This is a genomic window from Nonomuraea fastidiosa (assembly GCF_042751225.1).
Lineage (GTDB): Bacteria > Actinomycetota > Actinomycetes > Streptosporangiales > Streptosporangiaceae > Nonomuraea > Nonomuraea fastidiosa.
The window spans coordinates 1,043,454-1,058,057 of record NZ_CP170570.1; the positions used below are offsets into that span (position 1 = coordinate 1,043,454).

20 protein-coding genes and 1 tRNA gene are annotated in these 14,604 nt (G+C 71.9%); 10 read left to right on the forward strand and 11 right to left on the reverse strand.

Translation table 11 applies throughout. From position 1 onward, the window contains the following. Positions 1–127: 127 nt before the first annotated feature. Positions 128–331, forward strand: coding sequence for a DUF4236 domain-containing protein (locus ACFMQL_RS04635; protein ID WP_378784679.1), 204 nt, complete (start codon positions 128–130; stop codon positions 329–331). A gap of 198 nt (positions 332–529) precedes the next feature. Here the strand turns inward: ACFMQL_RS04635 and ACFMQL_RS04640 are convergent, their stop codons facing one another. Then, positions 530–1,078 (reverse strand): WYL domain-containing protein, encoded by a 549-nt coding sequence (locus ACFMQL_RS04640; RefSeq protein ID WP_364067108.1) that lies wholly within the window; start codon positions 1,076–1,078, stop codon positions 530–532. Position 1,079: 1 nt separating this feature from the next. Here ACFMQL_RS04640 and ACFMQL_RS04645 point away from each other — a divergent pair, with 1 nt between their 5' ends. Then, a complete protein-coding gene (locus ACFMQL_RS04645) occupies positions 1,080–1,328 on the forward strand; it encodes a VOC family protein (protein ID WP_378784680.1) in 249 nt (82 codons plus the stop codon). Beyond that, complete coding sequence (locus ACFMQL_RS04650) at positions 1,292–1,480, forward strand: hypothetical protein (protein ID WP_364067112.1); 189 nt, start codon at positions 1,292–1,294, stop codon at positions 1,478–1,480. Before ACFMQL_RS04645 ends, ACFMQL_RS04650 begins: the two co-directional genes overlap by 37 nt. A 51-nt stretch (positions 1,481–1,531) precedes the next feature. On the opposite strand, the gene ACFMQL_RS04655 is transcribed toward ACFMQL_RS04650, so the two are convergent. After that, positions 1,532–1,604: transfer RNA gene (locus tag ACFMQL_RS04655), tRNA-Ala, on the reverse strand. Positions 1,605–1,678: 74 nt separating this feature from the next. Between ACFMQL_RS04655 and ACFMQL_RS04660 the strand changes: the two genes are divergently transcribed. Further along, complete coding sequence (locus ACFMQL_RS04660) at positions 1,679–2,572, forward strand: RNA polymerase sigma-70 factor (RefSeq protein ID WP_378784681.1); 894 nt, start codon at positions 1,679–1,681, stop codon at positions 2,570–2,572. A gap of 142 nt (positions 2,573–2,714) precedes the next feature. Here ACFMQL_RS04660 and ACFMQL_RS04665 read toward each other — a convergent pair whose 3' ends face one another. From ACFMQL_RS04665 to ACFMQL_RS04700, 8 genes are all read right to left on the reverse strand, one after another. Next, positions 2,715–3,248, reverse strand: coding sequence for a Clp protease N-terminal domain-containing protein (locus ACFMQL_RS04665; protein WP_378784682.1), 534 nt, complete (start codon positions 3,246–3,248; stop codon positions 2,715–2,717). Then, a complete protein-coding gene (locus ACFMQL_RS04670) occupies positions 3,245–3,472 on the reverse strand; it encodes a helix-turn-helix domain-containing protein (RefSeq protein WP_364067118.1) in 228 nt (75 codons plus the stop codon). The genes ACFMQL_RS04665 and ACFMQL_RS04670 overlap by 4 nt, the downstream gene beginning before the upstream one ends. 32 nt (positions 3,473–3,504) lie before the next feature. Next, positions 3,505–4,335, reverse strand: coding sequence for a metal-dependent hydrolase (locus tag ACFMQL_RS04675; RefSeq protein WP_364067120.1), 831 nt, complete (start codon positions 4,333–4,335; stop codon positions 3,505–3,507). Continuing rightward, a complete protein-coding gene (locus tag ACFMQL_RS04680; RefSeq protein WP_364067122.1) occupies positions 4,332–5,567 on the reverse strand; it encodes an MFS transporter in 1,236 nt (411 codons plus the stop codon). Before ACFMQL_RS04680 ends, ACFMQL_RS04675 begins: the two co-directional genes overlap by 4 nt. Before the next feature lie 275 nt (positions 5,568–5,842). Next, a complete protein-coding gene (locus tag ACFMQL_RS04685; RefSeq protein WP_364067124.1) occupies positions 5,843–6,448 on the reverse strand; it encodes an SRPBCC family protein in 606 nt (201 codons plus the stop codon). Positions 6,449–6,479: 31 nt separating this feature from the next. Further along, entirely contained in the window at positions 6,480–6,857 is a 378-nt protein-coding gene (locus ACFMQL_RS04690; RefSeq protein WP_364067125.1) for a hypothetical protein, read from the reverse strand. Further along, positions 6,854–7,216: a hypothetical protein gene (locus ACFMQL_RS04695; protein ID WP_364067127.1), complete on the reverse strand. Its 363-nt coding sequence runs from the start codon at positions 7,214–7,216 to the stop codon at positions 6,854–6,856. Before ACFMQL_RS04695 ends, ACFMQL_RS04690 begins: the two co-directional genes overlap by 4 nt. Before the next feature lie 110 nt (positions 7,217–7,326). Next, positions 7,327–7,923 carry a TetR/AcrR family transcriptional regulator C-terminal domain-containing protein gene (locus ACFMQL_RS04700; protein ID WP_378784683.1) on the reverse strand — a complete coding sequence of 199 codons (597 nt, stop codon included), beginning with the start codon at positions 7,921–7,923 and terminating at the stop codon, positions 7,327–7,329. A gap of 45 nt (positions 7,924–7,968) precedes the next feature. On the opposite strand from ACFMQL_RS04700, the gene ACFMQL_RS04705 reads away from it, so the two are divergent. Continuing rightward, positions 7,969–8,652, forward strand: coding sequence for a hypothetical protein (locus ACFMQL_RS04705; protein ID WP_378784684.1), 684 nt, complete (start codon positions 7,969–7,971; stop codon positions 8,650–8,652). Further along, positions 8,622–9,116, forward strand: coding sequence for a DUF523 domain-containing protein (locus ACFMQL_RS04710; RefSeq protein WP_364067131.1), 495 nt, complete (start codon positions 8,622–8,624; stop codon positions 9,114–9,116). The genes ACFMQL_RS04705 and ACFMQL_RS04710 overlap by 31 nt, the downstream gene beginning before the upstream one ends. Here the strand turns inward: ACFMQL_RS04710 and ACFMQL_RS04715 are convergent, their stop codons facing one another. Further along, positions 9,117–9,512: a hypothetical protein gene (locus ACFMQL_RS04715; RefSeq protein ID WP_364067132.1), complete on the reverse strand. Its 396-nt coding sequence runs from the start codon at positions 9,510–9,512 to the stop codon at positions 9,117–9,119. A gap of 246 nt (positions 9,513–9,758) precedes the next feature. Between ACFMQL_RS04715 and ACFMQL_RS04720 the strand changes: the two genes are divergently transcribed. The 4 genes from ACFMQL_RS04720 (at position 9,759) to ACFMQL_RS04735 (ending at position 14,577) form a co-directional block, all read left to right on the forward strand. Then, positions 9,759–11,129, forward strand: a complete 1,371-nt coding sequence (locus ACFMQL_RS04720; protein ID WP_378784685.1) for a Dyp-type peroxidase — start codon at positions 9,759–9,761, stop codon at positions 11,127–11,129. A gap of 235 nt (positions 11,130–11,364) precedes the next feature. After that, on the forward strand, positions 11,365–12,054 hold the full coding sequence (locus ACFMQL_RS04725; protein WP_364067135.1) for a GAP family protein: 690 nt from the start codon (positions 11,365–11,367) through the stop codon (positions 12,052–12,054). A 79-nt stretch (positions 12,055–12,133) separates the two neighbouring features. Then, a complete protein-coding gene (nhaA, locus tag ACFMQL_RS04730; RefSeq protein WP_364067137.1) occupies positions 12,134–13,930 on the forward strand; it encodes a Na+/H+ antiporter NhaA in 1,797 nt (598 codons plus the stop codon). A 44-nt stretch (positions 13,931–13,974) separates the two neighbouring features. Next, positions 13,975–14,577 (forward strand): hypothetical protein, encoded by a 603-nt coding sequence (locus tag ACFMQL_RS04735; RefSeq protein ID WP_364067139.1) that lies wholly within the window; start codon positions 13,975–13,977, stop codon positions 14,575–14,577. The last annotated feature ends 27 nt before the right edge of the window (positions 14,578–14,604 follow it).

Genomic DNA, 14,604 nt, shown 5'->3' on the forward strand with positions numbered 1-14,604 from the left:
CGTAGACCCGGGGTGCCGGCCGGGCCGAGGTCCACTTGCGCGCGCGAACGCCCGACCAGTCGGGCCGGGAACCCGGCCGCCGCGCCGGACGTTCTTCTGGCAGAGCGCATGACGGCGGAGGAGGCACATGGGCTGGCACTACAGCAAGTCGGTCAAACTCGGTCCGTTCCGGGTCGACCTCTCGCGACACGGCATCAGCAGCAGCTTCGGCGGGCGCCGCTTCCACGTCTCGGCCACGCCCGACGGCCGCCGCCACGTGTCGGTGCACCTGCCCGGCGGCTTCCACGTCGGCAAGTCGTTCGGCCGGCGCCGCCCGCGCCACTACTCCTGACCCTCGGCGGCCGTCCCGGCCGCTTGACATAGAAAACGGGCCGGAGGCTTCCACCTCCGGCCCTCTGCTTTCCCGCCGCGTTCAGGCCCTGCTCACCGCACGAGGGTTCTCGCCACGCCGGCGAGGTGCGCCACACCGGTCGCCCCGCTCAGGGGGTGTAGTGAGCCACCGGCTCCGCGCCTGCGTTGGCCTCCCCGCTCAGGAGGCGTAGCGGGCGACCAGCTCAGCGCCGATGCGCGCCAGCTCCGCCCCGACCTCATCGGGCCCCACCACCTCGGCCCGCGCGCCCCACCCGGCGAGCTGCTCGGCGAGCGACAGGGCCATCGGCGCCGCCACCCGCACCCTGTCCCGCCCATCCTCCTCCTCGCCGAGGACCGTGCAGGTGGCGTCCCGCAGCACCCTGATCAGGCCGGGCGGCTCCTTGCCCACCGCGCCCCACGCGGCGGGATCGGCCACGACGGCGCTCGCCGCCGCCTCCGCCTCCTCCCTGAACGTCTCCGGCAACGCCCGCAGCAGCTTGCGCAGCGCGGACTTCACCTCGGGCGTCGCGTGCGCGGCCGGCCCGGCGAGCAGAAACAGCGCCTGCGCCTCCGAGGAGGACAATCCGCTCAGGTCGGTACGCGCCCCGCCCAGCAACCGCCACCCGCCGCCCCGGCCCGCCTGCGGATAGACGGGGACGCCCGCCGCCGGCAGCGCCTCCAGATCCCGGCGCGCGGTGGCCACCGACACGCTCCGCGGAATCGCCACTTTGACGTTCTGGGCCGCCGACCTGGAGGCGGCGCAGTCCTGGTACACCGAGTTCCTCGGCATCGAGCCGTACTACCACCGGCCCGGATACGTCGAGTTCCGTCTGGGCGACTACCAGCACGAGTTCGGCATCATCGACACCCGCTACGCCCACCTTGCGCCGCAGGGCCCGGCACGACCGACCGGCCCGCGGGCGCCATCGCGTACTGGCACGTGGACGATCTGGAGGCCACGGTGGAGCGGCTGCTGAGCATGGGCGCCAAGGAGCACCGGGCGATCAGAGAGCAGGGCGACGGCTCGGGCTTCGTGACGGCGTCGGTGGTCGACCCGTGGGGCAATGTGCTCGGCGCCATGCGCAACCCGCACTACCTGGCCGTGCTCGACGAGCTCTCCGCACGCTGAACGACCGGGAGATGCGAAAAGCCTCGCCGGACGGCGAGGCTTTCGATCGGGTGGAGCTATGGGGATTCGAACCCCAGACCTCCTCCATGCCATGGAGGCGCGCTACCAACTGCGCTATAGCCCCTTGCGATCCACAACTATAACGGAGGTTGGGAGCCCTCGTGTCACGTCGCGGTTCCGTGATACGTCTTAGGGTTCATGCCGACCTTCGAGGAGCACCGTGGCCTGCTGATGTCCGTCGCCTATCGCATCCTGGGCAGCGTGACGGACGCCGAGGACGTCGTCCAGGAGGCGTGGCTGCGCTGGTCCGGAGCCGATCGGGCGGACATCGCCGACCCCAAGGCGTACCTCGTCACGGTGACCTCGCGGCTGGCCATCGACCGGCTGCGGCAGGCGAAGACGCGGCGGGAGTCGTACGTGGGCCCGTGGCTGCCCGAGCCGATCAGCACCGGACCCGACGCCGCCGAGCACGCCGAGCTGGCCGACTCCGTCGAGCTGGCGCTGCTGGTGGTGCTGGAGACGCTGACACCCCTTGAGCGGGCGGTCTTCGTGCTGCGCGAGGCGTTCGACCTGCCGTTCGCGGAGATCGCGGAGATCGTCGGGCGCAGCGAGCCCGCCGTCAGGCAGCTCGCCCGCAGGGCCCGCGACCACGTACGCGAGCGGCGGCCCCGCTACGACGTCGACCGGGACGAGCGGCGGCGCATCACCGAGCGCTTCTTCGACGCGGCGATGGAGGGCGACCTGGACGGGCTCATCTCGCTGCTGTCGGACCAGGTGGCGATGGTCAGCGACGGCGGCGGCAAGGCCAAGGCGGCGCTGCGGGTCATCACCGGGTCCGGCAACGTCAGCCGTTTCCTGCTGTCCATCAAGACCCCGGCGAACATCGCCAGGTTCATGGCCTCGGTCGGCCAGGCGGCCGGGGCGGAGGTGTCGTACGACATCCAGGCGATCAACGGCGCGCCCGCCCTGGTGATGTCGGCAGGCGGGCGGGTCGTCGGCGTGCTCTCGCTCGTCGTCGTGGACGGCCGGATCGAGACGATCTACGTGATGGCCAACCCCGACAAACTCGCCCACCTCAGCCCCGCCGTCTAACCGCCCGCCGCCCATCATGCGGGCGGCGCTATGAGGGCGTGACCCGACTCCGCCGCACTCGATCAGGCGGCACGCCGGGGCGGCCGGGCGGTAGAGCGGGCGGTCAGCGGCCCGGCGGGCGGTCAGGCGGCCCGGCGGGCGGTCAGGCGGCGCGGCGGGCGGGGATGGCGGCCTCGCGTACCAGCGCCGCCACGTCCACCCCGGCCGCGCGCAGGATCCGGCGCGCGCCGTTGCCGCCGTCGGCGAGCAGCCCCCACAGCAGGCGCTCGCCGGTGACGGGGCCCGGCCGCGACTTGGCCACCTCCACGACCTTCCTGGCCGCCGGGGTGAGAGGCAGCGAGCCGAGCGGCCCGTACAGGGTGACGCGCAGCGGGCGCACGCGCGAGCGGCGCAGGCTCCATCGCCGCGGGTCCTCGGCGCCCGCACGGGTGCGGCGGTGCACCTCGTCGAGGTCGATGCCGAGCGTGGCGAGCAGCGCGCGCGGGTCGGGCAGCCCGGCGAGCCGGCGCACGTCGGCCGGGTCGGCGGTGAAGTGCTTCAGCGCGAACGGCTGTACCTCCGCGAGCCCGAGCAGGATCGGCGCGGCGTCGAGCGTGGGCCGTCCGGCGTCGAGCGCATGGATCCCGGCCGCGACCACGGCCCGGCGGGCACCTTCTGTGAACCTGGTGAACATCATCGACCCCCTGCCTTCCCCGTCCTGCGGGCGTGCTTACGGTGCGCCGTCTGGCGGCGTACGCCCAGCGCGTCGGCGATCTGCTCCCACGACCAGCCCTGCGCGCGGGCGTTGGAGACGTGGGCCGCCTCCAGCTCCTCGAGCAGCGCTCTGAGAGCGGCCACGGCGCGCAGGCCGTCGCCTGGGTCGCGGCCGGCGGCCGTCTCGGCCAGCTCTCTTACGTCCATGGTGTCAGCATGTGCTGACACGGGGCCGGCTGTCAACACATGCTGACAGTCGTCTTCATGGTGAGCGCCGCGTCGTCCAGCGTGAGCGCGATCGAGACGGAGCCGAGCTCCGACGTACGGGTGACGTGGGTGCCGCCGCACGGGATCGACGCCTCGCCGTCGGGCAGCGAGCAGTGCCAGGTGCGCCGGGCGGTCAGCTCGGGCCCCGGCACCTCCACGCGTACGGGGGCGTCCGCCGCCACCCATCCGGCCAGCCGCTCGTTCACTTCATCCGCGACGGCCGACGGGTCGAGGTCGTCGGCGGAGAACCCCTTCTTGCGCAGCGACTTGCCGAGGCGGTAGACGTCCACGCTGCCGTACGGCTCGATGCGGGACGAGGTGATGGCGGCCTGGTCGAAGTCGGGGTGGCCGAGCGAATCCGGCCGGGCCTCCTTGCGCCACCGGCCGGCCAGCGCGGCGTTGAGCGCGAGCGCGGCGAGGTGGCAGGCGGTGTGACCGGCCGACAGCCCCGTACGGTGCTCGCGGTCCACTTCGAGCTCCACCTCCGTGCCCACGGGCAGCGGCGAGTCGGTGACGTGCACGACCAGCCACTCCCAGCCCTCGGCGCCGCGCCGTACGGGGATGTCGGTGCCGAGCAGGATCTCCCCGTCCTCGGGGAGCGCTCCTGTCACGCAGTCGACGACCGGCAGGCCGCCGATCGTGCCCCGGTCCGCGGGCTGGTCGGGCCAGGTGTGGTCGAGCGGATGGAAGGGGGTTTCGGAAACGACGAGACCGTGCCGACCACCTTCGACCGGCACGGTACCGACGATCTGCGAGCGGCCGCTGGTCAGGCCGCTGGGAAAGGTGACGAGCGTGGATTTCACCCGGCCATTGTGGCAGCGGGGCGCTCGTCCTCCAGATAGCGGTTGCGGCCCGCGTACAGGCCGGTGAGGAGCTGGACGGTGAGCACGACGAATATCAGCACGAACGGCACCGTCCAGCCGTCGGTCACATCCCGCAGCACGCCGACCAGCAGCGGACCGGCACCGGCGATCAGGTAGCCGGCGCTCTGGCCGAAGGCCGACAGGGCGGCGGTGCTCTCCGGCGTACGGGTGCGCAGCGCCAGCAGCATCAGCGCCAGCGGGAAGGAGCCCATCCCGATGCCCACGAACACCACCCACACCCAGGCCGCCGAGGGCGCGAACCACAGGCCGAGGAAGCCGACCACGTAGAAGGCGATGAGCCCGACGATGGGCGGCCGCTGGTCGCCGAAGCGCGAGGCGATCATGGGCACGCCGATCGAGACGGGGATGTTCAGCGCGGTGAAGAGGCCGAGGATCAGCCCCGCCTCAGCGGTGCTGAAGCCGTTGTCGGTCAGCATGGTCGCGAGCCAGCCGAACAAGATGTAGGCGATCATCGACTGGCTGCCGAAGTAGATCGCGACCATCCAGGCCAGCTTGCTGCGCGCCAGGCGGCCGATGCCCGCGTGCTTGGCGTTGGCGTCCCGCGCCGGCTCGTTGCGCAGCAGCGCGAGCCACGGAACGGCGGCGATGAGCGCCAGGGCGGCCCACACGCCGAGCGCGACGTGCCAGTCACCCACCGCGCGCTCGATCGGCACGGTCGCGGCGGCGGCCAGCATGGTGCCGACCGCGAGTGCGGTGGTGTACACAGTGGTCATGATCCCGGTACGCGCCGGGAAGTGGCGCTTGACCAGCGTCGGGATCAGCACGTTGCCCACGGCGCCGCCCGACAGCGCGACGGCGCTGCTCACCAGGAACACCGGTGCGGAGTCCACCAGCGACCTGACGAGGAGTCCCGCGCCCAGGGTGACGAGGGCGAGCAGCAGCAGCCGATGCTCCCCGATCCGCCTGGCGAGCGACGGGGTCACGGCGCCTACGCTGGCGAAGGCCAGCACGGGCAGGGTCGTCAACAGGCCGGTGCCGGCGCTGGACATGCCGAGCCCGGCGGCGAGCTGATCGAGCAGCGGACCGACACTGGTGACCCCGGTGCGCAGGTTGAGTGCGGCCAGAACGATTCCCAGAACGAGGAGCCAAGCGAGGCGGGTGCTGCTGCCGCTGCCGCTACCGCCACGGGACTCTTGCGCGAGCACGCTCATGACTGAAGACAATCCTCCACTCATCAAATCATGGGACGAATGCCAACCCTAACAGGGACAAAATCCCCGTTTATTCCGGGCGTTGAAGAACCCTCGGAGGGGTTCCGAGGGTTCCTGTTACTCGCTCCGCGCGCTCTCGGGTCGCACGGCACAGGCCCTGACCTGCGCCAATCCGGACTTAATAAGGTTATCCGCCGTTAAATGCGAGTTTTGAGTGGGGCGCCGAATGTGATGTACACCGCTCTTTCGGCCTCGGGGAATAGACGCCGTTTTGGTCAGAGCACCGGCCGGGGCGGGCCTGCGGGCGGCTCGTTCAGGGGAATCGGGCCGGGAGGAGGCAGCGTGCCGCCGGGCTCCCTGCCGTCGCCGCCGACCGTGCCGGGCGGGACCGGCCGGCCGCCGCCACCGTACGTGGAGCCCTCCTGGTGCGGCCCCGGCTCGTCGCCGCGCCACGCGCCGGTCTCTCCGCCGCGCGACTCGATGAACGTCTTGAACCGCTTGAGGTCGCCGATCACGCGCATGCGGACGAGCTGCAGCCAGTCGCCCGCCGTCTCGACGAAGCCCTCGGGGTCGTACTCCATCTGGAGGGTGACCCTGGTCGTGTTGTCGTCGATGCGGTGGAAGGTCACCACACCGGCGTGGTGGGGGCGATCGACGCTGCGCCAGGCGACGCGCTCGTCGGGGTGCCGCTCGGCGATCTCGGCCTCGAACTCGCGCCTCACACCGGCGATGTCGGCCACCCACCGCGTGCGGGTGTCGCTGAGCTGCTTGACCGACTCCACGCCCTCCATGAACTCGGGGAAGCTCTCGAACTGCGTCCACTGGTCGTACGCGACGCGTACGGGGACCTTGACGTCTTCTGAATGCTCGATCATGCTCATGGGCTCTGCCACTGCCCAGGCGATGACGGCGTTAACGCCGGCGCCACAGCCAGTACAGGCCCACCAGAGGCAGCACGAGGGGGATGAACAGGTAACCCTTGCCGTACGCCGACCACACGGTCTCGTCGGGAAAAGCCGCCTGATCGACCAGGCTGAGCGTGCCGATGACGAGCACCCCGGCCAGCTCGATGCCGAGCGAGACGAGCGCCAGCCGCCGCGCGCCGCGCCACAGCGCGACGGTGAGCAGGATGTAGACCGCGGCGGCGAACGCCGACAGCGAGTACGCCAGCGGCGCCTCGGAGAACCTGGTGGCGATCTGCACGCCCGCCCGCGACCCCGCGGCCAGCGCGAACAGCCCGTAGACCGCGATCAGCGCGCGCCCGGGGCCGGTGCTGATCGAGCCGGTCACGCCACGCCCTGCCAGATCTGCAGCAGCCTGGCCGTCATCACGGCGATCGCGAACCCGGCCACGGCCAGGATCGCCGAGCCCCACCTGCTGCGCTCGGCCAGCGCGAGGAACACCGCCGCGGGCGGGATCAGCACCTCCCCGCCGACGTAGCCGAACAGCGTGGCCTTGTCGTCGGGTCCCGCGCCGCCCACCACTCCGGCGATCACGAACCCGGCCTGCACCAGCACCGCCACCTCCAGCAGTGCGAAGCCGACCAGCAGCACCATGCCCATCGGCCGGTTGCGGATCGCGTTGATCAGGCTCATCAGCATGAGCAGCAGCGAGCCCGAGATGACGATCGTGGAGACGGTGGTGTTCATCGGGGGTAAGGCTATCGCCCGGGGGCGTCGCCCCCGCCGACGACCGGCCCCTGCGCGATCGGCCGTTGACCGGCTCAGGGCCCGCCTTCAGGACCGGCCCGCAGTCGGCTTCATGAGCGGCCCTCCGGCCCTCCGCGCAGGTGCGCCTCGATGCCGTCGAGCACCCACCCGAGACCGCGCTCGAAATTGTCGTCCGCCCCCTGCACGCCCTCCTCGATCATCGGCCCGAGCCGGGGGAACTCGCCGCCCGCGACCAGCTCCCTGATGTACGGCTCGGCGAGCGCGGCCCGCTCGGCCTCGCTGATCCCCTCCTCGCGGGGCGCACCGCGCTCCTGCGCCTCCCTGATCACGAAGCCGGTCATGTAGTCGTTGAACGCCGCGAGGATCCGCCAGGCCGTCAGCCGGCCGACCGCCACCCCGCTCGCCGCCAGCCGGTCGATGGCGGCCGGCTTCTGCTCGACGTGCCGCAGCCCGTTGGGACCGACGGGGACGCGCTGGGAGATGAGATCGACCCGCCAGGGATGGCGGCGCACCAGGTCGCGCTCGCGCCGGGCGAGCAGCAGCAGCGCCTCCCGCCAGTCGTCCGGTAGCGGCTCGTCGACGTGGGCCTCGGCGGCGATCTCATCGGCCATCAGCGCGAGAAGGTCCTCTTTGCGCTCGATGTACGAGTACAGCGTCATCGTGCGGGCGCCGAGCTCGGCCGCCACGCGGCCGTCCAGTGGACGGTCACCGCCTACCTGCTCGCCCTGTCCATGACGGTGCCGGTCACCGGCTGGGCGACGGGCAGGTTCGGCGCGCGGCGCGTCTGGCTGGCCGCGCTCGTGCTGCTGCTCGCCGAGCCCGGCGACCGCCCGCAGCCGCTCGACCTGGCCGGTCTGGCGCTGCTCTCCCCCGGGCTCGCGGCCGTCGTCTACGGGCTGTCGGAGCCGGGCGGCGGCGCGCTGCCGGTGCTGCCGGCGGGGCTGGCGCTGGTGGCGGCGTTCGTCGTACGAGCCCTGCGCTCGCCGGGCACGCTGCTGGACCTGCGGCTGTTCGGCGATAGCAAGGGCGGGCGCGGCATCGGCGCGGCGGGCGTGGTCGTGGCGACGGCGGGCATCGTGGCCTTCGCGCTGCTCGGCGGCGGTTTCGCGCCGATGTTCCTGGTCGGGCTCGGGCACGGGCTGGTGTCCACGTCGGTGATGGCGGCGGCGTTCGCGACGCTGGAGCGTTCCGCGATCCCGGCGGCGACCACGCTGAGCACCATCGCCGTCCGCCTGGCCGCGCCGTTCGGCGTCGCCGTGCTCACCATGGCGCTGCAGGCGTTCACCGCGGCGGGCGTCGCCCGGCCGTTCGCGTACGCGTTCTGGGTGGTGGCGGGCCTGACCGCGGTCTCGCTGGTGCCGATCGCGCTCATAGGATCGAAGACGTGGAGAAGATCCTCGTCAGCGCCTGCCTGATGGGCCGCAAGGTGCGTTACGACGGCCGCGCCAAGACCAGCTCGGCCGCCCTGCTCGCCGGGTGGCGGGAGGAGGGGCGGCTGGTGCCGTTCTGCCCCGAGGTGGCGGGCGGGCTGCCGGTCCCGCGCCCCGCATCCGAGATCGAGGGCGGTCTGGGCGGCGCTGCGGTCCTCGCGGGCTCGGCACGCGTGCTGACGAGCGACGGCGCCGACGTGACCGCCGCGTTCGTGGCCGGCGCGCGGGGAGCACTCGCGGTCGCGCGCGCCAACGGCATCCGGATGGCGGTGCTCAAGGAGGGCAGCCCCTCCTGCGGTGCGCTCTCCGTCTATGACGGGAGTTTTTCCGGGCGGCGTACGCCAGGCCAGGGCGTCACGACGGCGCTGCTGGAGTCCGAGGGCATCCGCGTGTTCGGCGAGGACGACCTCGAAGCGGCAGCCGGCTACCTGCGCACCCTGGAAGGGTGACTACGTGCGCGCCCGGGAGACGTAGAAGGCGCCCACCAGCCCGGCGGTCAGCACGACCGCCATCGTGGCGTGATAGGTCAGCAGCAACGCGCTAGGCGCATCCGCGTCCCCGCCGCCTCCGCGCAGGGTGGTGGCCGCGATGCCGAGCAGCACCCCGCCCAGCGCGGCCGCGTGGCCGTAGAGGAGGCCGTCCCAGGCCCACGCCCGTCCGGCCAGCGCGCCGTACGCGCCTACGGCGAGGGCGGCGGCGCACAGCGTCTCGACGATGACGGCGGGCACGATCACCGGCTCGCGGATGGGGCCGATCGCGACCCCTGCGTGCGCCAGCGCGAACGTCAAGAAGACCAGCACGTACAGCACCGACAGCCGGCCGAGCAGCCGGCGGAGCACATCCATGCCACCACGCTGCCACCGCGCGGCCGCCCGGCCATCGTCCCCAGGGAGGCGGCCCGGATACGCCCGGCGGCGTAGCCCGCATCGGGAAATGCAGCGATCCCGTTGAGCCGGAAACTTTCCCGGGCCGTCGACAGTCGTCATGGTTGGACGCGTTGAATACCGGGGGATTTCCGCCGCCCTTTCCTCCCTCAACGCGCAGGGGGTCCGATTTCATGTGATCGGGTGAACGGGGAAAGGGACAGCGGCATGCCTGTCGACCTTGACAATGAACGACCTCTCGCCTGGGATTCGGCCTCGCTCGACGCCGACACCAAGGCCATGCTGGACAATCTGCAGCCGAACATCCTGCGTGCCCACGTACGCGAGCACATGTCCGTGCTGTTCGTCCGTTTCAACGACGTGGCCGAAGGGCGGGCGTTTCTGCGCCGCCTGGCCACCACCAAAATGAAGTCGGCCCGCCACCACCTTGAGGAGGTGCGCGATTTCGCGGCCTGCCGCTGGCCCGGCACCCCGTACGTCGGAGTCGGCATCAGCAAGGCCGGCTACCGCGACCTCGGCCACTCGGCCGAAGAGGTGCGCAGGTTCGGCGACCCGGTCTTCCGCGACGGCATGAAGCGGCGCGTCGCCATCGTCAACGATCCGCCCGTCGAGGAGTGGGAGCGCACCTACCAGCGGGAGATCCACGCCGTCATCCTCATCGGCGACGCCGAGCGCGCCCCGGTCGATCGGCTGCGCCAGGAGATCATCGACGACCTGCCCGAGAGCGCCAGGCTGCTGGGCGAGGAGCGCGGTCAGGGCATGCGCAACCTGGCGGGCGACGGCATCGAGCACTTCGGCTACGTCGACGGCCGCAGCCAGCCGCTGTTCCTCGCCGACGAGGTGGACAAGGAGCCGAGGAAGCACTGGGATCCGGCGTTCCCGCTGGGCAACGTGCTCGTGCCCGACCCGTTCGCGCCCGACCCCACCCGCCACCACGGCAGCTACCTGGTGTTCAGGAAGCTGGAGCAGAACGTGCGGGCGTTCAAGGAGATCGAGCGCGACCTGGCCGACGGCCTCGGCCTGCAGGGCGCCGACCGCGAGCGGGCGGGCGCCATGCTCGTCGGCCGCTTCAAGGACGGCACCCCGCTGACGCTGAAGCCCAGGCCGGCCGGAGGTCCCGTCGTCAACGACTTCACGTTCGACGCCGACGACGGCTCCAAGTGCCCGTTCTCGGGGCACGTCAGGAAGACGAACCCGCGCTCGTTCGGGCGCGAGGTGGGCATGGCGCGGCGCGGGCAGACGTACGGCGAGCGCACCGACGACCCGTGGGACGACTCCCCGCCGGAGGAGCGCCCGAGCGGCGAGGTCGGCCTGCTGTTCATGGCGTTCAACTCGAGCCTGCTCGGCCAGTTCGAGTTCATGCAGCAGACCTGGGCCAACAACCCCGACTTCGAGATGCCGGCGACCGGCCACGACCCGGTCATCGGGCAGGGCGAGCGTGACATCGAGGTGAGCTTCCCCAAGGTCTGGGGCAAGCCGGAGACGTCCGTTCCGCAGTCGCAGGTGGCGCAGACCGTCACGATGAAGGGCGGCGAGTACTTCTTCGCGCCTTCCTTGGCCTACCTGCGCAACCTCTGACGCCCGCGCCTCCTCCGGCTCCTCCGGCCCCTGGCCCTCCTCCGGGCCACCTCCGGCTCCTCCGGGCCTCGCCGGCTCTTCCGGGCCTCCTCCGGTTCCTCTGGCCCCCTCCGGTTCCTCCGGGCCACCGCCAGCTCCTCCGGGCCACCTCCGGAGGGGATGAGCATAAGGATGTACGCCGGGTTCAGCCCGCCGGAGGAGGCGGCCGGGAAGCCTCGGTCGGCATCATCGCTTCATGACCGTCGCGCTGCTGCTCACGCTCGCGGCTCTGGCGCTGATCGACAGCACGAGCTTCGGCACCCTCGGCATCCCCGTCTTCCTGCTGCTGACCACGGAACGGGGACGCGGCGGCCGGCTGCTCACCTACCTGGCCACCGTGGCGGGCTTCTACTTCCTGGTCGGGGTGGCGCTCATGCTGGGAGCCGGGGCCGCCATGGACGCGTTCGGCGGCGCGCTGCAGAGCCGGGCCGCCTACGCGGTGCAGCTCGCGATCGGTGTCGTGCTGTTCGCGCTGAGCTTCCGCTTCGACCCCAAGCGGCGGGCGAAGCGCGGGCTGCCGGAGCGCACGTTCACCCCCAAGGTGGGCGGGCCGCGCACGATGGTGCTGCTCGGGCTGACGGCCGGGGCGGTCGAGGTGGCCACGATGCTGCCGTACCTCGGCGCGGTCGGGATCATGACGAGCGCCGGACTGCGGGCGGCACAGTGGCTGCCGGTGCTGGCGGCGTACGTGCTGGTGATGATCCTGCCCGCGCTGGCCTTCATGGTGCTGCGCGCGGCGGCCGGAGCCCGGCTCGAGCCGAAGCTCGAACGGCTGCGTGCCTGGCTGGCCAAGCACTCCGGGTCGATGCTGAGCTGGGCGCTGGCGATCGTCGGCTTCCTGCTCGCCCGCGACGCCGCCTTCCACCTGTTCTTCGAGACCGGCTAGCGTCACTCGCGTCCCTCCTGGAGGCGGCGTTCTGCCACGCATCCCTCCCGCCTAGGATCGCTGCGAGGGGGGATGGGAGATGCTGCGGTCGTTCCTGCGGACCGAGGCGGGCAGCACCAGCGTGCTGCTCGTCGCCACCGTGCTGGCCCTGCTCTGGGCCAACTCGCCGTGGGGCGACACCTACGAGGCGTTCTGGCACACGCCGGTCGGCCTGTCGTTCGGCGACGCCCAGCTCAGCCTCGACCTGCGCCACTGGGTCAACGACGGGCTGATGACGCTCTTCTTCTTCCTCATCGGCCTCGAGGTCTCCTACGAGGTGCGGCTCGGGCAGCTCAGGGACCGGCGGCTGATCGCGGTACCGGCGGTGGCGGCGTTCGGCGGCATGCTCGTCCCCGCCGCGGTCTACCTGCTGTTCAACGCGGGCGGGCCCGGCGCCGGCGGATGGGGCGTGCCGATCGCCACCGACACCGCGTTCGTACTGGGCGTGCTGGCCGTGGTCGGGGCCCGGTGTCCCGAGCCGCTGCGGGCCTTCCTGCTGACGCTGGCGATCGTGGACGACGTGCTCGCGATCATGATCATCGCGATCTTCTACACCGCCGAGCTGTCGGTGCCCGCCCTGATCATCGCCGCGCTGGTGCTCGCGGCCATCGTCACGCTGCGGTGGCTGAAGATCTGGCGGGCGCCCGCGTACATCGTGCTGGGGTTCGCGCTGTGGCTGGCCACGCTGGAGAGCGGCGTGCACCCCACGCTCGTCGGCATCGCGCTCGGCATGCTCGTCTTCGTCTACGCCCCCACCGACCACAAGCTGCTGCTGGCCGGGGAGGCCGTGCAGGGGTTCACGGTCGCGCCGAGCGCGGCCGCCGCCAGGGAGGCCGCGCGGCGCGTCCAGCGGGCCGTCTCGGTGAACGAGCGGCTACAGCTCCGCCTGCACCCGTGGAGCAGCTACGTCATCGTGCCCGTCTTCGCGCTGGCCAACGCCGGCGTGCGGCTCGACGGCGAGACTCTGAGCGCCGCCGTGACCTCGCCCATCGCCATCGGCGTCGCGCTGGGCCTGCTGGTCGGCAAGTTCGCCGGCATCGCGCTCGGCACCTGGCTGCCGCTGCGGCTCAAGTGGGGCATCCTGCCCGGCAACCTCGTCTGGGGCCAGGTGCTCGGCGGGGCCGCCGTGTCCGGCATCGGGTTCACGGTCGCGCTGTTCATCGTGGACCTCGCCTTCGACGACCCGGCGCTGCACGACCAGGCGAAGATCGGCATCCTGGCGGGTTCGCTGCTGTCGGCCGCGCTCGGCTGGGTGATCTTCCGGCTGGCGTGGAACCGTGGCGGCGTGTGCGCCCCGCCCGACGCCGAGCCGTCGCAGGACCTGCCGAAGACGCTGGCCGTGCCCGTGGGGCGGGGCGACCATGTACGCGGGCCCGCCAGCGCCAAGGTGACGATCGTCGAGTACGCCGACTTCGAATGCCCCTACTGCGGCCGCCTCCAGCCCATCCTGGAGGAGGTCCTGCGGCAGAACCCCGATGTGCGCATGGTCTTCCGGCACTTCCCGCTGCGCACCCTGCACCCCCGCGCCGCCCCCGCCGCCATCGTCGCCGAGGCCGCCGCCGACCAGGGCCGGTTCTGGGAGATGCACGACATCCTCTACTCCAACCAGCGCTTCCTCACCGACGCCGACCTTGAGCGCTACGCCGCCCAGCTCGGCGTCGAGCCCTGGGCCGACGTACCGCGCCACGTCGCCAGGATCGCGGTGGACGAGGAGTCGGGGCAGGCGAGCGGCGTGCGCGGCACGCCCACGCTCTTCATCAACGGCGTACGGTACGAGGGCAGCCACGACCTCGACTCGATCACACGTGCGGTGGAAGATCTCCGCCGAGCCACGTAGCGTCGTCAGGTCACCTTTCGTCCCCCCATGGGAGTCTTCACCGGATGGGCATGCTGAACCTCGTCATCAACATCATCAACGCGCTGCTCATGGTCATCGTCTTCGTCGGGGGGATCATCCTGCTGGCGGTGCGCAAGAAGGACCACGGTCGCGGCGCGAACCTCGGTATCGCGGGGTGCGTCGTGCTCCTCGTCGGGTTCATCGGCCAGGTCGGTGTCTCCTTCTCCATGAGCACGCTGATCGACAAGCTCGGGCGCACGGCGTACGAGATCGTCCTGCCGGTGGGCACCGGGCTCGGGACCCTGGCGCAGGCGGTCGGCATATCTTTACTGATCTTCGGCGTGGTCGCCCGCCGCACCCCGCAACCGGCCGCCGCCGGGCAGCCGCAGACCTGGCCCACCCAGCCCGGCCACCACGCCCAGCACGGTCAACCCGGCTGGCCGCAGCCCGACCAGGGTCAGCACGGTTGGCCGCAGCCCGGCCACCAGCCCGATCCCGGATGGTCCCAGCCCGGCGGGCACGGTGGGCAGGCACAGCCCGGCTGGGCACCGCAGCAGCCCGGCCAGCAGGCCCAACCCGGTGGACAGCCGCCGCAGCAGGGCTGGCAGCCGCCGTCCCAGGGCTACCAGCCTCCCTCCGAGCAGTAGCACGCGACCGGCACGGCAAATGGACGC

Bases quoted from the DNA above. Each gene is read 5' to 3' on its own strand.
- ACFMQL_RS04635 (WP_378784679.1), top strand. From the start codon at position 128: ATGGGCTGGCACTACAGCAAGTCGGTCAAACTCGGTCCGTTCCGGGTC.
- ACFMQL_RS04660 (WP_378784681.1), top strand. From the start codon at position 1,679: ATGCCGACCTTCGAGGAGCACCGTGGCCTGCTGATGTCCGTCGCCTAT.
- ACFMQL_RS04665 (WP_378784682.1), bottom strand. From the start codon at position 3,248: ATGATGTTCACCAGGTTCACAGAAGGTGCCCGCCGGGCCGTGGTCGCG.
- ACFMQL_RS04670 (WP_364067118.1), bottom strand. From the start codon at position 3,472: ATGGACGTAAGAGAGCTGGCCGAGACGGCCGCCGGCCGCGACCCAGGC.
- ACFMQL_RS04680 (WP_364067122.1), bottom strand. From the start codon at position 5,567: ATGAGCGTGCTCGCGCAAGAGTCCCGTGGCGGTAGCGGCAGCGGCAGC.
- ACFMQL_RS04685 (WP_364067124.1), bottom strand. From the start codon at position 6,448: ATGAGCATGATCGAGCATTCAGAAGACGTCAAGGTCCCCGTACGCGTC.
- ACFMQL_RS04695 (WP_364067127.1), bottom strand. From the start codon at position 7,216: ATGAACACCACCGTCTCCACGATCGTCATCTCGGGCTCGCTGCTGCTC.
- ACFMQL_RS04705 (WP_378784684.1), top strand. From the start codon at position 7,969: ATGACGGTGCCGGTCACCGGCTGGGCGACGGGCAGGTTCGGCGCGCGG.
- ACFMQL_RS04715 (WP_364067132.1), bottom strand. From the start codon at position 9,512: ATGGATGTGCTCCGCCGGCTGCTCGGCCGGCTGTCGGTGCTGTACGTG.
- ACFMQL_RS04720 (WP_378784685.1), top strand. From the start codon at position 9,759: ATGCCTGTCGACCTTGACAATGAACGACCTCTCGCCTGGGATTCGGCC.
- ACFMQL_RS04725 (WP_364067135.1), top strand. From the start codon at position 11,365: ATGACCGTCGCGCTGCTGCTCACGCTCGCGGCTCTGGCGCTGATCGAC.
- nhaA (WP_364067137.1), top strand. From the start codon at position 12,134: ATGCTGCGGTCGTTCCTGCGGACCGAGGCGGGCAGCACCAGCGTGCTG.
- ACFMQL_RS04735 (WP_364067139.1), top strand. From the start codon at position 13,975: ATGGGCATGCTGAACCTCGTCATCAACATCATCAACGCGCTGCTCATG.